The organism is Acinetobacter sp. Q186-3 (assembly GCF_013420655.1).
Lineage (GTDB): Bacteria > Pseudomonadota > Gammaproteobacteria > Pseudomonadales > Moraxellaceae > Acinetobacter > Acinetobacter indicus.
This window is the reverse complement of sequence record NZ_VOXS01000006.1, coordinates 165,313-181,624: the sequence shown is the minus strand read 5'-3', so window position 1 is coordinate 181,624 and position 16,312 is coordinate 165,313. Positions and strand designations below refer to the sequence as shown.

The following is a 16,312-nucleotide window of genomic DNA, read 5'->3' as shown; positions in this document are numbered from 1 at the left end:
ACTATGTGGTTTACCCGAATTAGTGTCAAATATCCCGTTTTTACGGTCATGATGATGCTGTGTCTGATGGTGCTGGGTCTGGCTTCCTGGCAGCGTATGGGCGTTGAAGAATTTCCGGATGTCGATTTCCCGTTTGTGGTGGTCTATACCAACTATCCGGGCGCCTCGCCGGAAACGGTTGAATCTGAAATTACCAAGAAAATGGAAGATCAGATCAACACCATTTCCGGTCTCAAACAGGTAATTTCCCAGTCCAGTGAGGGCCTCTCCACCATTATTGCCGAGTTCAACTTGGAGGTATCTTCTGCCGTAGCAGCGCAGGATGTACGCGATAAAATTGCCAGTGTCACCGCCGAATTCCGTGATGAAATCCAGGACCCGGTGGTGGAGCGTTACGACCCGACGGCCAACGCGATTATGTCGATTGTGTTTGAATCCGAGCAGATGTCACTGCGTGATTTAAGTGCTTATCTGGACCAACGCATTGTGCCGCAACTGCGCACTGTACCGGGGGTGGGAACAGTCAATTTACTCGGTGATGCACAGCGCCAGATCCGGATTGAAGTACAACCAGAAAAACTGCAAAGTTTCGGGATTGGCGTAGATCAGGTCATCAACACCCTAAAAGCAGAAAATGTTGAAGTGCCGGGCGGCACCCTGAAACAGGCCAACAGCGAGCTGGTGGTTGAAATTAACTCCAAGGTTATCCATCCGCTGGCCTTTGGGGACCTGATTATTGCCAATAAAAATGGTGCACCGATTTATCTGAAACAGGTCGCTGACATTCAGGATAGCCAGGCCGAGCTAGAGTCCAGTGCCTTTTTAGATGGCAAAACTGCGGTTGCGGTGGATATTCTGCGCAGTTCAGATTCTAATGTCATTGAGGTGGTCGATAACACCTATAAAGTGCTGGATGACCTTCAGCAACAATTGCCTGAGGGCACCACAGCCAAAGTGGTGGTCGACAGCTCCAAAGGCATTCGCGGCAGTATCCGTGATGTGGCCCGCACCATTATTGAAGGTGCAGCACTGGCAGTACTGATCGTCCTGCTGTTTTTAGGCTCGTTCCGCTCCACCGCCATTACCGGCCTGACCCTGCCAATTGCCCTGCTCGGCACATTGACCTTTATCTGGGCCTTTGGTTTTACCATCAACATGATGACCTTGCTGGCCCTGTCCTTAAGTATTGGTCTGCTGATTGATGACGCGATTGTGGTGCGGGAAAATATTGTCCGTCATGCCGATATGGGCAAAGACCATGTTAGCGCAGCGCTGGATGGTACTAAAGAAATTGGTCTGGCGGTTCTGGCCACCACCCTGACCATTGTTGCGGTATTCCTGCCGGTGGCCTTTATGGGCGGGATTATTGGCCGTTTCTTCTATCAGTTTGGGGTCACGGTCAGTACCGCAGTTTTAATTTCCATGTTTGTTAGCTTTACCCTGGACCCAATGCTGTCGGCACACTGGGCCGAGCGTAAAAATCCCAACAAACAGCCAGGCCGGGTGAAACGTTTCCTGAACTGGATTTCCAACAAACTGGACAATCTCAGTCATGTCTATGAAAAGCTGCTGAAACTGGCCTTACGCTTCCGCCTGATTACCCTACTGATTGCGGTGGCCTCGTTATTTGGCGCACTCGGTTTATCCAAACTGATTGGTACCGAATTTGTACCGGTACCGGACAAAGGTGAAATCCGGATTAAATTTGAAACTCCGGTGGATGCCTCGCTGGAATATTCACAAGCCAAACTGAAACAGGTCGATCAGATTATTCGCCAGCATCCACAGGTCATTTCTACCTATGGTTCGGTCAACAGCCTGACTGACCGCGGTAAAAACCATGTCAATTTACGCGTGCGGGTTACACCGCGAAATGAGCGTGAACAAACCCTGACTGACCTGAATAATGAATTCCGTGAACGCCTGCAAACCGTGGCTGGCATTCGTGTCACCTCGGTGGCCTCGGCAGATGAAACCGTATCGGGCGGGCAAAAACCGGTGATGATTTCGATTAAAGGGCCGGATTTAAACCAGCTACAACAGATTTCCGACCGCTTTATGCTGGAAATTGCCAAAGTAGACGGTATTGTCGATCTGGAAAGCTCCTTGAAAGAACCGAAACCAACACTGGAAGTGCAAATCAACCGGGTACTGGCCAGTGATTTAGGCCTCTCTGTGAACCAGATTGCCAACGTGATTCGTCCGCTGATTGCCGGCGATGACGTCACCACCTGGCAAGATGAAAACGGCGAAACCTATGATGTAAATGTCCGTCTGACTGAAGACCGCCGCAGCCTGCCGGGTGATGTCCAGCAAATGTCGCTGACCTCACAAAAAACCGATGCCAATGGTCAAGCCATTCTGGTGCCGCTGGCCAGTGTGGCCAGCTTTGAAGAAAACCTCGGCGCTTCGCAGATTAACCGTCGTGATCTGGCCCGTGAGGTTCTGGTCGAAGCCAATACCGCAGGTCGCCCAGCTGGTGATATTGGCCGGGACATTGAAGCCATTCAAAATAACTTTGAATTGCCGCCGGGTTACAGCTTCGATACCCAAGGTTCCAATGCCGATATGGCTGAATCTGCGGGTTATGCACTGACCGCCATCACCCTGTCGATTGTGTTTATTTACATTGTGCTGGGCTCGCAATTTAACAGCTTTATTCACCCAGCTGCGATTATGGCCTCGTTGCCACTGTCGCTGATTGGGGTGTTTTTGGCGCTGTTCCTGCTGAACTCCACCATGAACCTGTTCTCAATTATCGGGATTATCATGCTGATGGGACTGGTCACCAAGAACGCCATCTTGCTGATCGACTTTATTAAAAAGGCCATGGACAGAGGTGAGCCGCGATATGAGGCGATTATTCAGGCCGGTAAAACCCGTTTACGCCCGATTCTAATGACTACCTCTGCCATGGTGATGGGCATGGTCCCGCTGGCACTCGGTCTGGGTGAAGGCGGCGAACAGAGTGCGCCCATGGCCCATGCGGTAATTGGCGGGTTAATTACCTCGACCCTGCTCACGCTGGTGGTGGTGCCCGTCATCTTCACCTATCTGGATGATTTCAAGAATTTCATGCTACGCCAAAGCCGCAAACTGATGTCTTGAGCCAGAAGAAAACACAATGAGGTGACATTCCGAATGTTCACCTCATTTTTTTATCGTATAATCTCTGCTTTCACGATTAATTATCAGGACAGTTTCCATGCGCGCGAGTCGCTTTTTGTTTGCTACGTTAAGAGAAACCCCAAATGATGCTGAAGTGATTTCACATCAGCTCATGTTACGTGCGGGGATGATCCGTAAATTGGCTTCAGGTCTGTATACCTGGTTGCCGATGGGGGTACGCGTATTAAATAAAGTCGAAGCGATTGTCCGTGAAGAAATGAACCGCGCCGGCGCTTTAGAAACCTTTATGCCAGTGACCCAGCCTGCATCATTATGGGAAGAATCGGGCCGTTATGTGCAATATGGTCCAGAATTACTGCGTTTTACCGACCGTCACAACAACCCGTTTGTGCTGGGCCCAACCCATGAAGAAGTGATTACCGATCTGGCACGCACTGAACTGAAAAGTTACAAACAGCTGCCAATGAACTTCTACCAGATTCAGACCAAATTCCGTGACGAAATCCGTCCACGTTTCGGGGTGATGCGTTCACGTGAATTCATCATGAAAGATGCCTATTCTTTCCACGTTGATCAGGCTTCTTTGCAAGAAACCTATGATGTCATGTATGACACCTACTGCCGGATCTTTAGCCGTCTTGGTCTGGATTTCCGTCCGGTACAGGCCGATACCGGCTCAATTGGTGGTTCAGGTTCCCATGAATTCCACGTTCTGGCAGACAGCGGTGAAGATGATATCGCCTTCTCGACTGAATCAGATTACGCAGCCAATATTGAAATGGCGGAAGCGATTCTGGTCGGTGAGCGCGCAGCGCCAAGCCAAGCCTTAACTGTTGTAGATACTCCAAATCAAAAGACCATCGCGGATGTATCAAGCTTCCTCGGTACGGATCCTGCACATTCTGTTAAAGCTTTACTGGTACAAGGCATTGCCGATGAAAATGGCACTGTTCCGGTGATTGCCCTGTTCCTGCGCGGCGACCATGAACTGAATGAAATTAAAGCTGAAAAGCATCCTTTAATTGCAGCGCCATTAACCTTCGCCACTGAAGAGCAAATTGCTGCACTGGGTCTGACCGCTGGTTTTGTGGGTCCACAAGGTCTAGTTGAAAAAGGCATGACTGTGATTGTCGATCGTGCTGCTTCTGTCTTGTCTGACTTTGTTGCAGGTGCTAACGTCGCAGATCAACACACAACAGGTGTGAACTGGGAACGTGATGCACAGTTTACTGAAGTCTATGACCTACGTAATGTGGTGGAAGGCGATCCATCTCCAGATGGTAAAGGTGTACTTCAAATTAAACGCGGAATTGAAGTGGGCCATATTTTCCAGCTGGGTCAAAAATATTCTGAAGCACTGAACTGTAAAGTGTTAGGCGAAGATGGCAAACCATTTGTGGTGACCATGGGCTGTTATGGTATTGGTGTGACCCGTGTCGTGGCTTCTGCAATTGAACAGAATTACGATGAGAAAGGGATTATCTGGCCAGCTGCCATTGCTCCATTTGAAGTCGCAATTGTACCAATGAATGCACACAAGTCACCGCGCACATTAGAAGCTGCAGAAGCCTTATATGCAGAATTAAGTGCTGCCGGTTATGATGTACTACTGGATGACCGTAATGAACGCCCAGGAGTGAAATTCTCTGATCTGGAGTTAACCGGTATTCCACACCGTATTGTGATTGGTGAAAAAGGCTTAGATGCGGGTACTTTTGAATATAAAGGTCGCCGTGATGCTGAATCAACCAACTTAAGCAAAGATGAGTTATTGGCGAAGCTCGCAAAATAATAAGTCTTGGTATATAAAAAATCCCGCTTCAGCGGGATTTTTTAGTTTTAAGGCTTAGCAGAATTTCATACTGCCATAGCAATTACGGTATGGTTGCTCAAGCATTGTAATATTCCCTTGAGCAGCCAAACCGGTTTGTACAATATTGGACATTAAGGTAGTTAAAGGCTGATTAATATTAATCGTAAAAGCATCTTCTAAATACATTGACCATCCCTTGGTTGCTTTTGCATCCTCAGCAAAACCAGGGAAACGAATACCATTCCCTAAAGAAGTTAAGGCAATACCAAACAAGTTAGAGTCAACATCAATTTGATGTACATTGCCTAAATTATAAGGCAAGACATAGGCATTTAATAAATTGGTGAGTTTAGTACTATAAGCACCATCCAGCTCCAAAGTACCTTGCTCAGGAACAGGAAGATTTAAACCTTTTAATGTTTCCTGTTTCATATAAATTTGAATTCCTGTACGTAATAAAGGCAATAACGTATTTCCAATCGTTTCTGTACCAATAGCACTACACTTGCCAGGATCATGACCGGTACACATTTGGTTAATTGTCAGATTTTGTACAACTTCATCGACCAAGCTTCCTAATTGCAAACCATGGATTTGTACTTGGGTCATACGATTTCCGTTTGCGACAATACCTAAGTTTTCCCGTTGAGCTGCTGCTGTATTAATCGTCTGGTCACGATATTCCACAGTTACAGCACCAAAAAAAAGATTAAGGATTTCAGCATTTTTAACCCCTAAATATGCACTTGCTTCATATTGTTGCTTTTCCCCACCAGCAAGAAGACCATAATCACCAACGAAATCTTGAGAATACTTTGAAGCATCTGCATCGGAACAGTTTGCTGTTCCCTGCTTACAGGTAACCGCCACATTGGTTTGTGCCTGAATATATAAATTATTGATTCCGGTTAAATAACCACTAAAATTATTCATAGCACCAATGCTCATCGGGCCTTGGGCTTTATCCGCACCCACTCTTACCCCGACCACTTCACGAGTTGCAGCTTGGTCGCCTCCTTTGATCGCAAATTGGAAAAAGGGATTCGTTAAGACAAAATCTCTTAACTCTTTTTGATTACTTAAACTGTTATCAAAATCTTGGCCTTTGGGCTGTCCTGCAATATTGGTAGGTAAGGTAATACAATTTCCACTCGCGCCCACCACACAGCCCAATGACAGTGCAGAGATATCAATATCACAAGCACCCGCACCATTTTCACCGCCACAGCCAAGTTGCAAGGATTTAATATTGGCATTTAGTGATAACTCAGCATCAATTCCCAGTTTAAAAAAATCTAAACCTTGACTAGCATCTGTTTCTTTCACGACAGAAAATAGAGCCTGTCCTGTCACATCCGATAATTCAGCATCTTCAAGCACAGATAAGGCATGACTTGTGTTCGTCATGGATAAAGCTGAACCTATAAGAGCCCACATTATTGTTTTTTTCATACTCAAATCCTTAAGCCAATTTCATCTACTTAGCGTGGTGTGATCCCTAAAGTGCTACGCATATTGCCACCAGGAATGGCAAAATCAGCAATTTTTTGCATCGTTCCAGATGGAGACATCGCCATTTCTGCTTTAAAAGCTTGTCCCAATCCAGACTGCATTGTCGCTTTATAATTAAAGTTCACCTGATTATCTAAGACCACCGTATCTTGTTTCACTAGAACACGGGCATCTAAACCAACATGACCTTGCATTTTGTTTAAATTTACACTGGAGGTTTTAGTCCCGACGCCATTCCGGTCTTCATTAATCAGGCTGATATAACTGCCCAAAACACTTGGATTATCTTTATCTGTCTCTGCAATCGGATTAAATTCAAAATTTGCTTTTAAAGATAAAAAATTAGTATCGGGTGTGGCATTCGTGGACTCAAGACCAGGAATAATCATAAGTTCACCTTTACCATCAAGCTTGAAGGCTAAAGAAGCCAAGATGTCATCTTTTCTGGCAAAGTTATCGATAGGAACTACCCGGTTCTGGCACTCCACTTCAGCACAGTTATATAAAGAGCCAGGCAACTGACCAATTGCAATTTCAGCTTTTGCAGCCAGCAGCAAGTTATCTGCCTTGACATAAATGCCATCTTCTTCAAAACCAATCACCCCATCCGATTTCAGGTACGCATCTATATTTCTTAGGCCCGCATAATAGTTGACTTCTTCACCACTGTATTTACCGGTCGCACCATCAATAATCAGAATAGAGGTTGTACTTGGTGCGCCTGTTTTCTGGTCAATACCATAGCCTTCCGTCGAAAGTGCCAGGTTATAGCCTAAACCAGAACGGTCAATGCCATTACGACTATAATTTTTTGCATACAAAGCCAGGTTGGTATTTAAGTTAAAGATTGGAATACCAATCCCCCACTCGCCAGAAGTCGCGGTAATGGCATCAATCGAGTTATCTGAAATGAATCTGGCCTTACGCGCGATGGCCTGAAAATCCATACCTCGCACCGCAATAAGCGCTAAATTTTGTGCATTCTGATCAGGGCTAATGTTATAAATCAATTCTAGAGTATTACTGCCCAGCACCTTTTGCATATTCTCATTGATAATAAAGTTTAAAGATTTGGCCTGAACGGTATTAATAAAAATATCACCAAAATCAATATAGGCGTTGCGTTTAGTCAAGTCATCAACATTATTACTATCACGTACTGCAAGTGGCGATAAGTTAGAAAATTCAATTGCATAGCTGCCTGCACCTGTATGCCCAATCTCGAGTGTAGTCGGAGCCCTGCCATTGAGTAGCGGGTTGCCTTCTCGGGTAAATTCGGCAGACATCCCCAGATGTAAACCACCCGGGCCGGCTATATCATAACCACCGGCTTGCCGTGTTGTTTCGGTCAAATCGCTTGAATTACGACTAACCGTATTAAACTTTCCAATTCCAGCCTGGTTAGCATTAATAAAGAGCTTACCGTTGGTCACTGCTCCAGAAGCCCCCATACGAATCAGGTTATTCTGGCTTCCCTCTGGACCATAACGTAAATCGATATTCACCCCTGGATTGGTTGCTCCTGACCGGTTATCGGATACATTGGTCAGATCTTCTACCCGTCCTAAATTTACAATATGGTCTTGGCCAGTAGGACTGTTTTTAGTTGCCAGCACAATCCCTTCATCCTGATCCAAATACATATACCCATCTGCAGACAGGTTAAAGTTAAAATCTTTTAAGGTCAGGTTCTGGCCATTTAGACCATAAGAAATACTGGCATTTTTAAGCTCAAAATCTAAATGAGCCAGATCATTTCGGTTAAATAATCCATTACTGGTAATTAAGTTAAAACGTAGTGGTGAAATAGTATGAAAGCTTAAAGACCCCAGGTTCTGATCCGTTTGGTTATCACCACAGTTCGGCTCACAAATGAGCATGATGTTCTGAACCGTAGATTTAAATGGTGAAATACTCGCCTGGATATGCATGCCGACACCATTTGCTGTGGTACCAACGTCAACATCAAGGGTACTTTTAATATTCTGCCCCCCCGAGCTGAGCACTTCAATATCATGCATCCCCAGTTTCATACTTCCGGTATTGTGATAGTCCACCCAGTTCAATTGATCAATTGTCACCTTCGAAACTTCATGGGTAATAGAAATACCATCCTGCCCTGTCACCTGACTGAGACTACGATCAGAAATAGGCTGTAGTGCGTATGCCTGCTGAGCTAAACAGATAGATAAGGCAAGTACATTTAATTTTATTGTTTTATTCATTTCAATGTCCTTTTGAAATCCCAACGCTTAACAGCGGCTGGTTGCAGCTCCTGAGCAGTTATAACTGAAAATTTTGATATCTCCTGACAGATGCAAGTTGCCATGAACATTCAGTCCCATAAATCCCTGTTCCTGTCCCTGATCAAATGAAGGAACCTGAGAACCATTGTTATAGGTGGTATATCGGGTATTGTTTAAATAACCTTCATTACCTGACTCAACCGCCAGACTCGCAAAACCTAGATTCCTGATTTTCAGAGGATGCTGATCATAAAATTTAAGCAGCATCGCTGTTTGTGGATTTTTATCCTTATTAATAATGGTGGTGCCTTCCAGAGAGAATTTATCAATCTGAATCGTACCCTGAATCTGTTTAAACACCAGCCACTTCTGACCATTTTCATCACGGTGATTATTGGGAGAAAAAGCAAAACGGCATAACACATCATTGCTACATTCATACTGATAATTTGACGTAGTGACCTCACCATTACTGAGTTCGGAAATATTCTTGAGACTAATGTCATTGGCATATTTATGGTTTAAAGAAAGCGTCCAGCTTAAATCGGCACCGCCCTGCCCGACCGTATTTAACAGTTCATCTTGATTTAAACTGACCAGTTGAGCAGAACTGAATGTGCTGACACAAAGAGCCAGTGGAAAGCAGATTTTTTTCAGCATCTCAAATTCCCTCTTATAGTCCCGTGGTCTTAAACTTCAAGTGCTGGATCAGCACACCATCAATTGCCACCGAGCCCAAGTTTACAGGTGCTGTAGTTGCATGGGGACTTCTAAATACCACACCGGTAGAATTACTCGCAGTGTTGGCTTTTAACAGATTCGTGGTCGGATCACGTGTCACGCTACCAATTGAAATACTGCTATGTGTTGCATTGGTTCCCTGGTAGTTGGTGGTTCCTGCCCCTGAAAGTACTTGGGAAATATTAGAGCCACAATAAGCAACATTACAGGTTGAGCCTTTATAGTCAGCAGGGTTGATCTCGGTGTTATCGCCATCAATATCGGCATAATAGGTATAAATCTGTTTATAAATTTCAGGGACATTCGGAATGCGGGTCACTTCTAAAATAATATTCTGACCTTCCGAGCCCAAAATAAACGGTTGGTGCATATTGCCGAGCACTAAATTGATGTTAGGGCTATACAAATACAAACCCTCTTCAGCATGGAAAATTGGGGCTAAAGAACGGTCGAGTGCAGGCGTAACCGCGGTACCATCATTGAGGGTTGCTGTACTTATACGCAAACCTCTGGCATTGAGCAGTTCTTTATTGGCCTGGGTATTTTCATAAATTAGAACTTCAGGATTATCATTGGTATTCAGACGGATAAGACTGGCCATACCTAAAGTCTGACTTTCTACCGCCTTGGTAGAAGGCATGGTTTGAAACAGTCGAACCTGTGAACCACTTAGGCTTAGACCATTGGCCACCAATTGCAAACGAATTCGCTGATTTTTTAATAAGTCAGGATCATTGACCGCATCGGTCGTGACAGGTGCCCCCGTAATTGGGTCCACCTTGTTACTTGAGTTCCAGCTGCGTGAAAAAGCATCTAACCAAAGCCCAAGTTTAATATTATTGTCCTGATCATCAGCATCCACTTTGGCCAAAGGAGCTTCTAAAGAAATATAACTGATATCGGCCGCTGCATTCGTACTGTCAAATTGACGGATATTTTCGGCTGTACCAGCGCGAAATAACCAGGGATTCGCAGCACTGCCCCAATCAAACCCCTGATTACTATAGCGCTGGTTCATATTGTTATTGGTTTCAGAGAGCGCCAGACCATAAATAAAAATATCCGCTTTGGTTCTCTGATTGGCAGCATCAGTCTGACTGAGGGTTAAATTATCGTAATTTTCACCTACCGGAATGATGCGAATAAAACCGGTGTCATATTGTTCCGGATTATCGAGATTACGGGTATAACTTGATGCCGCAGACACATCATTCGGGCGCTGAAATACCATTTTGAAATTTTCAGGAAGCAAGGCAATCCCTTCACCTGTGGTATTTGCCAGATGTTCATCGGATAGATTCTGTAAAGCATATGCAGGAGAACTTAGCAACATCCCGACCAAGGCAGCTAAGCAACTTTTTCTAAAATTTAGGCCAATTCCATATTCAGTCATCTCGACCATCCTATTCCCAGATGCTCCGCATCATTCTTTTATTTATCCAGAACTTGGCTATTTATTTATGTGTTTTTATCCTTAAAAACATGCGATTACCAAGTCATAATTGTTGTTCATTATGCGTAATAATTTATCAATTGCAAAAAAATACGGGCCAAAAGGCCCGTTTTTCCGATGAATGAATTGGAGAAAAAATAAGCGAGCACAACGGCTCGCTTGTTTTTATTTTAAGTTTCCACTATCAGGCTTTCGGTAAGGTCACCCCGGTTTGGCCCTGATATTTCCCCCCACGGTCTTTATAAGAGGTTTCACACACTTCGTCTGATTCAAAAAACAGCATCTGTGCAACGCCTTCACCCGCGTAAATACGTGCAGGCAGGTTGGTAGTATTAGAGAATTCCAAGGTCACATGCCCTTCCCACTCTGGTTCGAGCGGCGTGACATTGACAATAATACCGCAGCGCGCATAGGTCGATTTGCCCAGACACACGGTTAAAACATTACGTGGGATACGGAAGTATTCAACTGTACGCGCCAAGGCAAACGAGTTTGGTGGAATAATGCAGACATCCGATTCAATATCAATAAAGCTTTTTTCATCAAAGTTTTTTGGATCAACAATGGCAGAATGGACATTGGTGAATACTTTAAATTCACGTGCACAACGGACGTCATAACCATAACTTGAAACGCCATAGGAAATCAGTTTGTTGCCATTTTCATCAAATCGAACCTGATTATGTGCATACGGTTCAATCATGCCGTGTTTTTCGCTCATTTCGCGAATCCAACGATCAGACTTAATTGCCATTTATTTCTATCCAAAAGCGAATGTTTTACTGCGCTGTACTTTAACTGAAATCGGCACCAATGGAAATAAGCAGGCATGAAGTCGACTTTTCTGCCTGCTGTAGATGGGTCATTTAAAGCCTTAAAAGCGCCGAATAACTTAACGGAATTGAAAAGCTGAACAGCAGCAAGGATGCTGTTTTTTGCAGATTGGCCGGATTAAGCCAGCGGATTTTATTGCTAGCCAAAAAGGAACCAATCAGGGTCCAGAAAAATGCAATGGGAATAATCAGGATCAGAAACATCAGAATATGTGCCACATAATGTGCGGCGCTGGTCCAGGCGATGGCCGGAAAAATTGCAGAAGCAAACAGCAAGGCCTTCGGATTTAGTAAAGTGGCCACAAACAGTTCACGCGCGCGAATGGTCGGCTGCTGAAACTGCTGTTCGACATTGGCAGTACGCCACAACTTGATGGCCAGATAAATGATATAAACCGCACTAAACAGTTTTAGCACAGTGGGCAATAACGGTAACTGGCTCGACACCTGCCCGATTAGCATGCCCCATAGAGTAATGGAAATCAGATAACCAAAGGCTTCGGCGGGAATTAAATGAAAAGATTTACGGATGCCGACCTGAATTCCGGAAGAGGCCAGCAAGGTGTTGGTTGGACCAGGTGTCAACAAGATGGTGATCACCAAACCAATAAAAAACCATGAAATCATAGCCAGCCTCATGCGCGAATGCTGCAAATGTAATGGAGTTGCAAGGCATAGGCAAAAAATAAATTGTAACTGGCCTCATTGTGCAGCAAAACAGAGGAATTCCTCAACTAAAAACACAGTCAATTACAATATATTTATTATTAATTATCATAAACTTAAAAACATATTAAAGAATATATAACAGTCATCAAAACTGGGCCGTTCATCTCCAATAAATCAAGAGTTTTTAGTCCATTTTTACCCACCTCTAATTGTATAAATGCGTAAAAAAACTGTTCAAGTTCAAATTATTCGGTTAATTTTTAACTCAACAAGCTGCCTTAATCAGAATAACCAGAACCAGCTTTAAGTTTGAAATCTTTCAATATTTCAACAATGGATGACGATAATAATCACAGGAGAAGTCAATGAAAAAATGGACGCAACTGACCTTACTGACGCTGGCCTTAGCTGGTGTAAGTGCTTGTTCCAATGATCCGGGCCAGAACAACACCCAGGCCGATCCACAAAGCAGTGCCGCTGCTGCCGACAAACTGCAAACCCGTTTTGTCAGTATTGCCACGGGTGGCGCCTCCGGTCCCTATAACGTGATCGGGACCAGTCTGGCCGAACTGTATAACAAAACCTACGGCGTTAACTCCAAAACCCAGACCACCGGCGCTTCGGTTGAAAACCTGAACCTGCTAAAACAGAATAAAGTCGAAATGGCTTTTGTGATGAGTGATAGTCTGACCGAAGCCATTCTGGGCACAGGCAGCTTTAAAGATAAAATTGGCAATGTGCAGCAAATTGCGGCTTTATATCCTAACTATGTGCAGATTGTGGCTTCAAAAAAATCCGGGATTCGCTCTATTGAAGATTTAAAAGGCAAACGTATTGCCGTGGGCGCACAAAACTCCGGGGTGGAAGTTAATGCGCGTACCCTGCTGAATGGTTTTGGGATTAGCTATGACGATGTCAAAGTCGATTACTTGGGCTATGCCGAAGCCGCCGATGCCTTAAAAGGTGGCAAACTGGATGCGGCCTTCCTGACCAGTGGTATTCCAAATTCATCATTGATGGAACTACAACAGAGTTTTGATCTGCAACTGGTGAGTATTAATGCAGATAAAGTCAAACAGATTGCCCAGAACCAGTCTTACTTCCTGCCGATGGTGATTCCAAAAGGCACGTATGGCAATACAGAAGATGTGCAGACCGCGGCCATTATGAATGCCTTGGTGGTACGTTCCGACCTGTCTGAAGATGATGTGTATAAGCTGACCAAAACCTTCTTTGACAATTTAGGCAATTTGGCCAATGCCCATCAGGCCGCTACAGATATTACTCTGGAAAAAGCCCAGCAAGGTCTGGTTGCACCGCTGCACCCAGGGGCGAAACGTTATTATGATGAGGTGGCAGCACCTTAATGTTCAGCCATAAAAGTGCAGTTTGGGCTGCACTTTTTCTGTTGATGCTGATCATCCTGCTCGGCTTGTGGTTTCCGCAAAGTTATACCCTGGTCAAGATTGAAGAGAGTCACAAAGGTCCTAACACCAGCTGTGTGATTCGCCCGCAACAGTTTCAGTTGCAGTGGCAACATTCGGTAGAAAAAACCCGCTGGAAGGAACATTATCAGCGTGAAGATCAGCATTTTATTTTAACGCATACCGACCTGGTGTCCTTTGGTGCCGGTACACCGGATCATTATCCTGTGCTGCGCCAAGCCAATGGCCAGGTACGTATGCAGGTCAATCATCGTTTAAAAGAATTACATTGGACCATTTCACGCCGTATGCAAGGACAGCTCCAGATCAATCAGAAACGCTGGCCCATTGCCGAAGATTTTCCTGATTACACGGTGGTGCATTTTTCGGTACAGCAACGACCGTTCTGGAAATGGTGGGGTCAAGGAGACTGCGTATGACACGACAAGAAAAAGTAACCATTGAACAGCTGGATGAAAAAGAACAGCAGGCCCTGCTGGAAAAATTTGACCGGGAATCGGTCACGCGCCAACCTCTTAGCAAATCGGTCAGCTGGTTTATTGCTGCGATTGCCATCAGCTATTCGCTGTTTCATCTGTTTATTACCTTTAACCCGCTTCCAGAGCTGCTGCAACGCTCGGCGCACGTGGCCATTGGTCTGGTGCTGGTATTTTTGCTTTATCCGGCACGACAGTCCAGTTCCCGCCAGCATGTGGCCTGGTTCGACTGGATTCTGGCCCTCGCCTCTCTCGCTTCATTTTTATATTTATGGAAAGAATATCAGGCCATTATGACCACTCGCGGCGGGATTCCCAATGTGCTGGATATTGTGTTTTCAATTATGACCGTGGTGCTGGTGGTCGAAGCAGCACGACGGGTCATGGGCTGGATGCTGCCAATTCTCGGGCTGATTTTCCTGGCTTATCCTTTTATCAGTCATTTTAACTGGATGCCAGAACGGTTGCTGACCCGACCTTATACCGTGAGTGATATTTTCGGGCAGATGTATCTGAAAACCGAAGGCCTGTATTCATCGGCGATTGGCGCATCGGTGACTTTCATTTTCCTGTTTATTTTATTTGGCGCCTTTCTGGCTAAATCGGGGATGGGCAAATTATTTAATGATCTGGCCATGGCCCTGGCCGGGCATAAACAGGGTGGCCCGGCCAAGGTGGCGGTTATTTCCAGTGGCTTTATGGGCAGTATTAATGGTACGGCAGTGGCCAATGTGGTCGGTACCGGTTCCTTTACCATCCCGCTGATGAAAAAGATTGGTTATCACAAAAATTTTGCCGGCGCGGTGGAAGCCAGTGCTTCAGTCGGCGGACAGATTTTACCGCCAGTGATGGGCGCCAGTGCCTTTATTATGGCGGAAACCACCGGCGTCAGTTATGGCACCATCGCCCTAGCCGCGACCCTGCCGGCGCTGTTGTATTATTTAGGCGTGATGGCCCAAGTCCATTTTCGTGCCGGGAAAGACAACCTAAAAGGAGTACCCAAAGCAGATTTACCTCGGGTTAAAGAAGTGCTAAAAGAGCGCGGACATTTGTTGATTCCGATTGTGGCGCTGGTGTTTTTCCTGTTCCAGTCAATTCCGGTCAGTTATGCCGCGGTGTATATCATTGTGCTTACGGTTATTGTGGCAGCCTTTAGAAAATCTACCCGCATGGGAATTAGGGAGATTCTGGATGCCCTGGCCGATGGTGCCCGGCAGTCCTTATCGGTGATGGCGGCCTGTGCGGTGGTCGGGATTATCATTGGGGTGGTCAGCCTGACCAGTTTCGGTACCGTCATGACCTCATCTATTATGAGTATTGGTGCGGGCAGCCTGTTCCTGACCCTGTTCTTTACCATGCTGGCTTCCATGATTCTGGGCATGGGCCTGCCTTCGATTCCGGCCTATATCATTACCGCGACCATGGCTGCACCAGCCTTGGCCCATTTTGATATTCCGACCTTGGTAGCGCACATGTTTGTGTTCTATTTTGGTCTGTTTGCCAATATCACCCCGCCAGTGGCGCTGGCCGCCTTTGCCGGTGCCGGGATTGCTGGCGGCGACCCGATGCGGACCGGTTTTCAGGCACTGAAACTGTCACTGGCCGGTTTTATTGTGCCGTTCCTGTTTGTATATAACCCGGCCATGCTGATGATTGATACCACCAATGTGGCCGTTAATGCGCGTGAATTTGCCTTCCCGGCCTGGACCACCATTGTCAGCATTACCGTGACTTCGGTTATTGGGATTCTAGCCTTGGGCGCGGCGGTCGAGGGCTATTTCAAAACCGGTTTAAACTGGTTCTGGCGAATTTTCATGGGGGTGGGTGCCTTAATGATGATTATTCCGGAAACCTATACCGATATTGCCGGTACCATCATGGTGGTGATTGCAGTGGCTGTTAATGTGCTGCAAGCCAGAAAGCAAAAATCGACGCCATCCGGTTTATCATCTGCCTAAAATAAAAGCCCAATCTGAAGATTGGGCTTTTTTCTAT

Annotated in this window: 11 protein-coding genes; 5 read left to right on the top strand and 6 right to left on the bottom strand. The window is 45.5% G+C overall.

What is annotated here, in order from left to right:
* The first annotated feature begins 3 nt into the window (after nucleotides 1–3).
* Together FTT64_RS07675 and FTT64_RS07670 are read left to right on the top strand one after the other, a co-directional pair.
* A complete protein-coding gene (locus FTT64_RS07675; RefSeq protein WP_180182248.1) occupies nucleotides 4–3,108 on the top strand; it encodes an efflux RND transporter permease subunit in 3,105 nt (1,034 codons plus the stop codon).
* Between the two features lie 97 nt (nucleotides 3,109–3,205).
* Nucleotides 3,206–4,921 (top strand): proline--tRNA ligase, encoded by a 1,716-nt coding sequence (locus FTT64_RS07670; RefSeq protein ID WP_104488691.1) that lies wholly within the window; start codon nucleotides 3,206–3,208, stop codon nucleotides 4,919–4,921.
* A gap of 54 nt (nucleotides 4,922–4,975) precedes the next feature.
* On the opposite strand, the gene FTT64_RS07665 is transcribed toward FTT64_RS07670, so the two are convergent.
* The 6 genes from FTT64_RS07665 to FTT64_RS07640 all read right to left on the bottom strand — a co-directional run bounded on the left by FTT64_RS07665 (nucleotide 4,976) and on the right by FTT64_RS07640 (nucleotide 12,354).
* Nucleotides 4,976–6,394 (bottom strand): hypothetical protein, encoded by a 1,419-nt coding sequence (locus tag FTT64_RS07665; RefSeq protein ID WP_152342489.1) that lies wholly within the window; start codon nucleotides 6,392–6,394, stop codon nucleotides 4,976–4,978.
* A gap of 29 nt (nucleotides 6,395–6,423) precedes the next feature.
* A complete protein-coding gene (locus FTT64_RS07660) occupies nucleotides 6,424–8,679 on the bottom strand; it encodes a DUF6160 family protein (RefSeq protein WP_180182247.1) in 2,256 nt (751 codons plus the stop codon).
* Nucleotides 8,680–8,706: 27 nt separating this feature from the next.
* The gene (locus FTT64_RS07655; protein WP_180182246.1) at nucleotides 8,707–9,360 is read right to left on the bottom strand and encodes a hypothetical protein; all 654 of its coding nucleotides are present in this window, start codon (nucleotides 9,358–9,360) and stop codon (nucleotides 8,707–8,709) included.
* A gap of 13 nt (nucleotides 9,361–9,373) precedes the next feature.
* Nucleotides 9,374–10,834 carry a hypothetical protein gene (locus tag FTT64_RS07650; RefSeq protein ID WP_180182245.1) on the bottom strand — a complete coding sequence of 487 codons (1,461 nt, stop codon included), beginning with the start codon at nucleotides 10,832–10,834 and terminating at the stop codon, nucleotides 9,374–9,376.
* 244 nt (nucleotides 10,835–11,078) lie between these two features.
* Entirely contained in the window at nucleotides 11,079–11,648 is a 570-nt protein-coding gene (gene dcd, locus FTT64_RS07645) for a dCTP deaminase (protein WP_005179553.1), read from the bottom strand.
* Nucleotides 11,649–11,760: 112 nt separating this feature from the next.
* The gene (locus tag FTT64_RS07640) at nucleotides 11,761–12,354 is read right to left on the bottom strand and encodes a LysE family translocator (RefSeq protein WP_005179555.1); all 594 of its coding nucleotides are present in this window, start codon (nucleotides 12,352–12,354) and stop codon (nucleotides 11,761–11,763) included.
* A 407-nt stretch (nucleotides 12,355–12,761) separates the two neighbouring features.
* Here FTT64_RS07640 and FTT64_RS07635 point away from each other — a divergent pair, with 407 nt between their 5' ends.
* From FTT64_RS07635 to FTT64_RS07625, 3 genes are read left to right on the top strand one after another with little or no spacing between them, the layout of a single operon-like run.
* Entirely contained in the window at nucleotides 12,762–13,763 is a 1,002-nt protein-coding gene (locus FTT64_RS07635) for a TAXI family TRAP transporter solute-binding subunit (protein ID WP_180182244.1), read from the top strand.
* Nucleotides 13,763–14,260 carry a DUF1850 domain-containing protein gene (locus FTT64_RS07630; RefSeq protein WP_180182243.1) on the top strand — a complete coding sequence of 166 codons (498 nt, stop codon included), beginning with the start codon at nucleotides 13,763–13,765 and terminating at the stop codon, nucleotides 14,258–14,260. Before FTT64_RS07635 ends, FTT64_RS07630 begins: the two co-directional genes overlap by 1 nt.
* Complete coding sequence (locus tag FTT64_RS07625; protein WP_180182242.1) at nucleotides 14,257–16,275, top strand: TRAP transporter permease; 2,019 nt, start codon at nucleotides 14,257–14,259, stop codon at nucleotides 16,273–16,275. Before FTT64_RS07630 ends, FTT64_RS07625 begins: the two co-directional genes overlap by 4 nt.
* Nucleotides 16,276–16,312: the final 37 nt, after the last annotated feature.

Excerpts from the sequence above, each read along its gene's own strand:
- FTT64_RS07675 (WP_180182248.1), top strand. The coding sequence starts at position 4 with ATGTGGTTTACCCGAATTAGTGTCAAATATCCCGTTTTTACGGTCATG.
- FTT64_RS07670 (WP_104488691.1), top strand. The coding sequence starts at position 3,206 with ATGCGCGCGAGTCGCTTTTTGTTTGCTACGTTAAGAGAAACCCCAAAT.
- FTT64_RS07665 (WP_152342489.1), bottom strand. The coding sequence starts at position 6,394 with ATGAAAAAAACAATAATGTGGGCTCTTATAGGTTCAGCTTTATCCATG.
- FTT64_RS07660 (WP_180182247.1), bottom strand. The coding sequence starts at position 8,679 with ATGAATAAAACAATAAAATTAAATGTACTTGCCTTATCTATCTGTTTA.
- FTT64_RS07655 (WP_180182246.1), bottom strand. The coding sequence starts at position 9,360 with ATGCTGAAAAAAATCTGCTTTCCACTGGCTCTTTGTGTCAGCACATTC.
- FTT64_RS07650 (WP_180182245.1), bottom strand. The coding sequence starts at position 10,834 with ATGACTGAATATGGAATTGGCCTAAATTTTAGAAAAAGTTGCTTAGCT.
- dcd (WP_005179553.1), bottom strand. The coding sequence starts at position 11,648 with ATGGCAATTAAGTCTGATCGTTGGATTCGCGAAATGAGCGAAAAACAC.
- FTT64_RS07640 (WP_005179555.1), bottom strand. The coding sequence starts at position 12,354 with ATGATTTCATGGTTTTTTATTGGTTTGGTGATCACCATCTTGTTGACA.
- FTT64_RS07635 (WP_180182244.1), top strand. The coding sequence starts at position 12,762 with ATGAAAAAATGGACGCAACTGACCTTACTGACGCTGGCCTTAGCTGGT.
- FTT64_RS07630 (WP_180182243.1), top strand. The coding sequence starts at position 13,763 with ATGTTCAGCCATAAAAGTGCAGTTTGGGCTGCACTTTTTCTGTTGATG.
- FTT64_RS07625 (WP_180182242.1), top strand. The coding sequence starts at position 14,257 with ATGACACGACAAGAAAAAGTAACCATTGAACAGCTGGATGAAAAAGAA.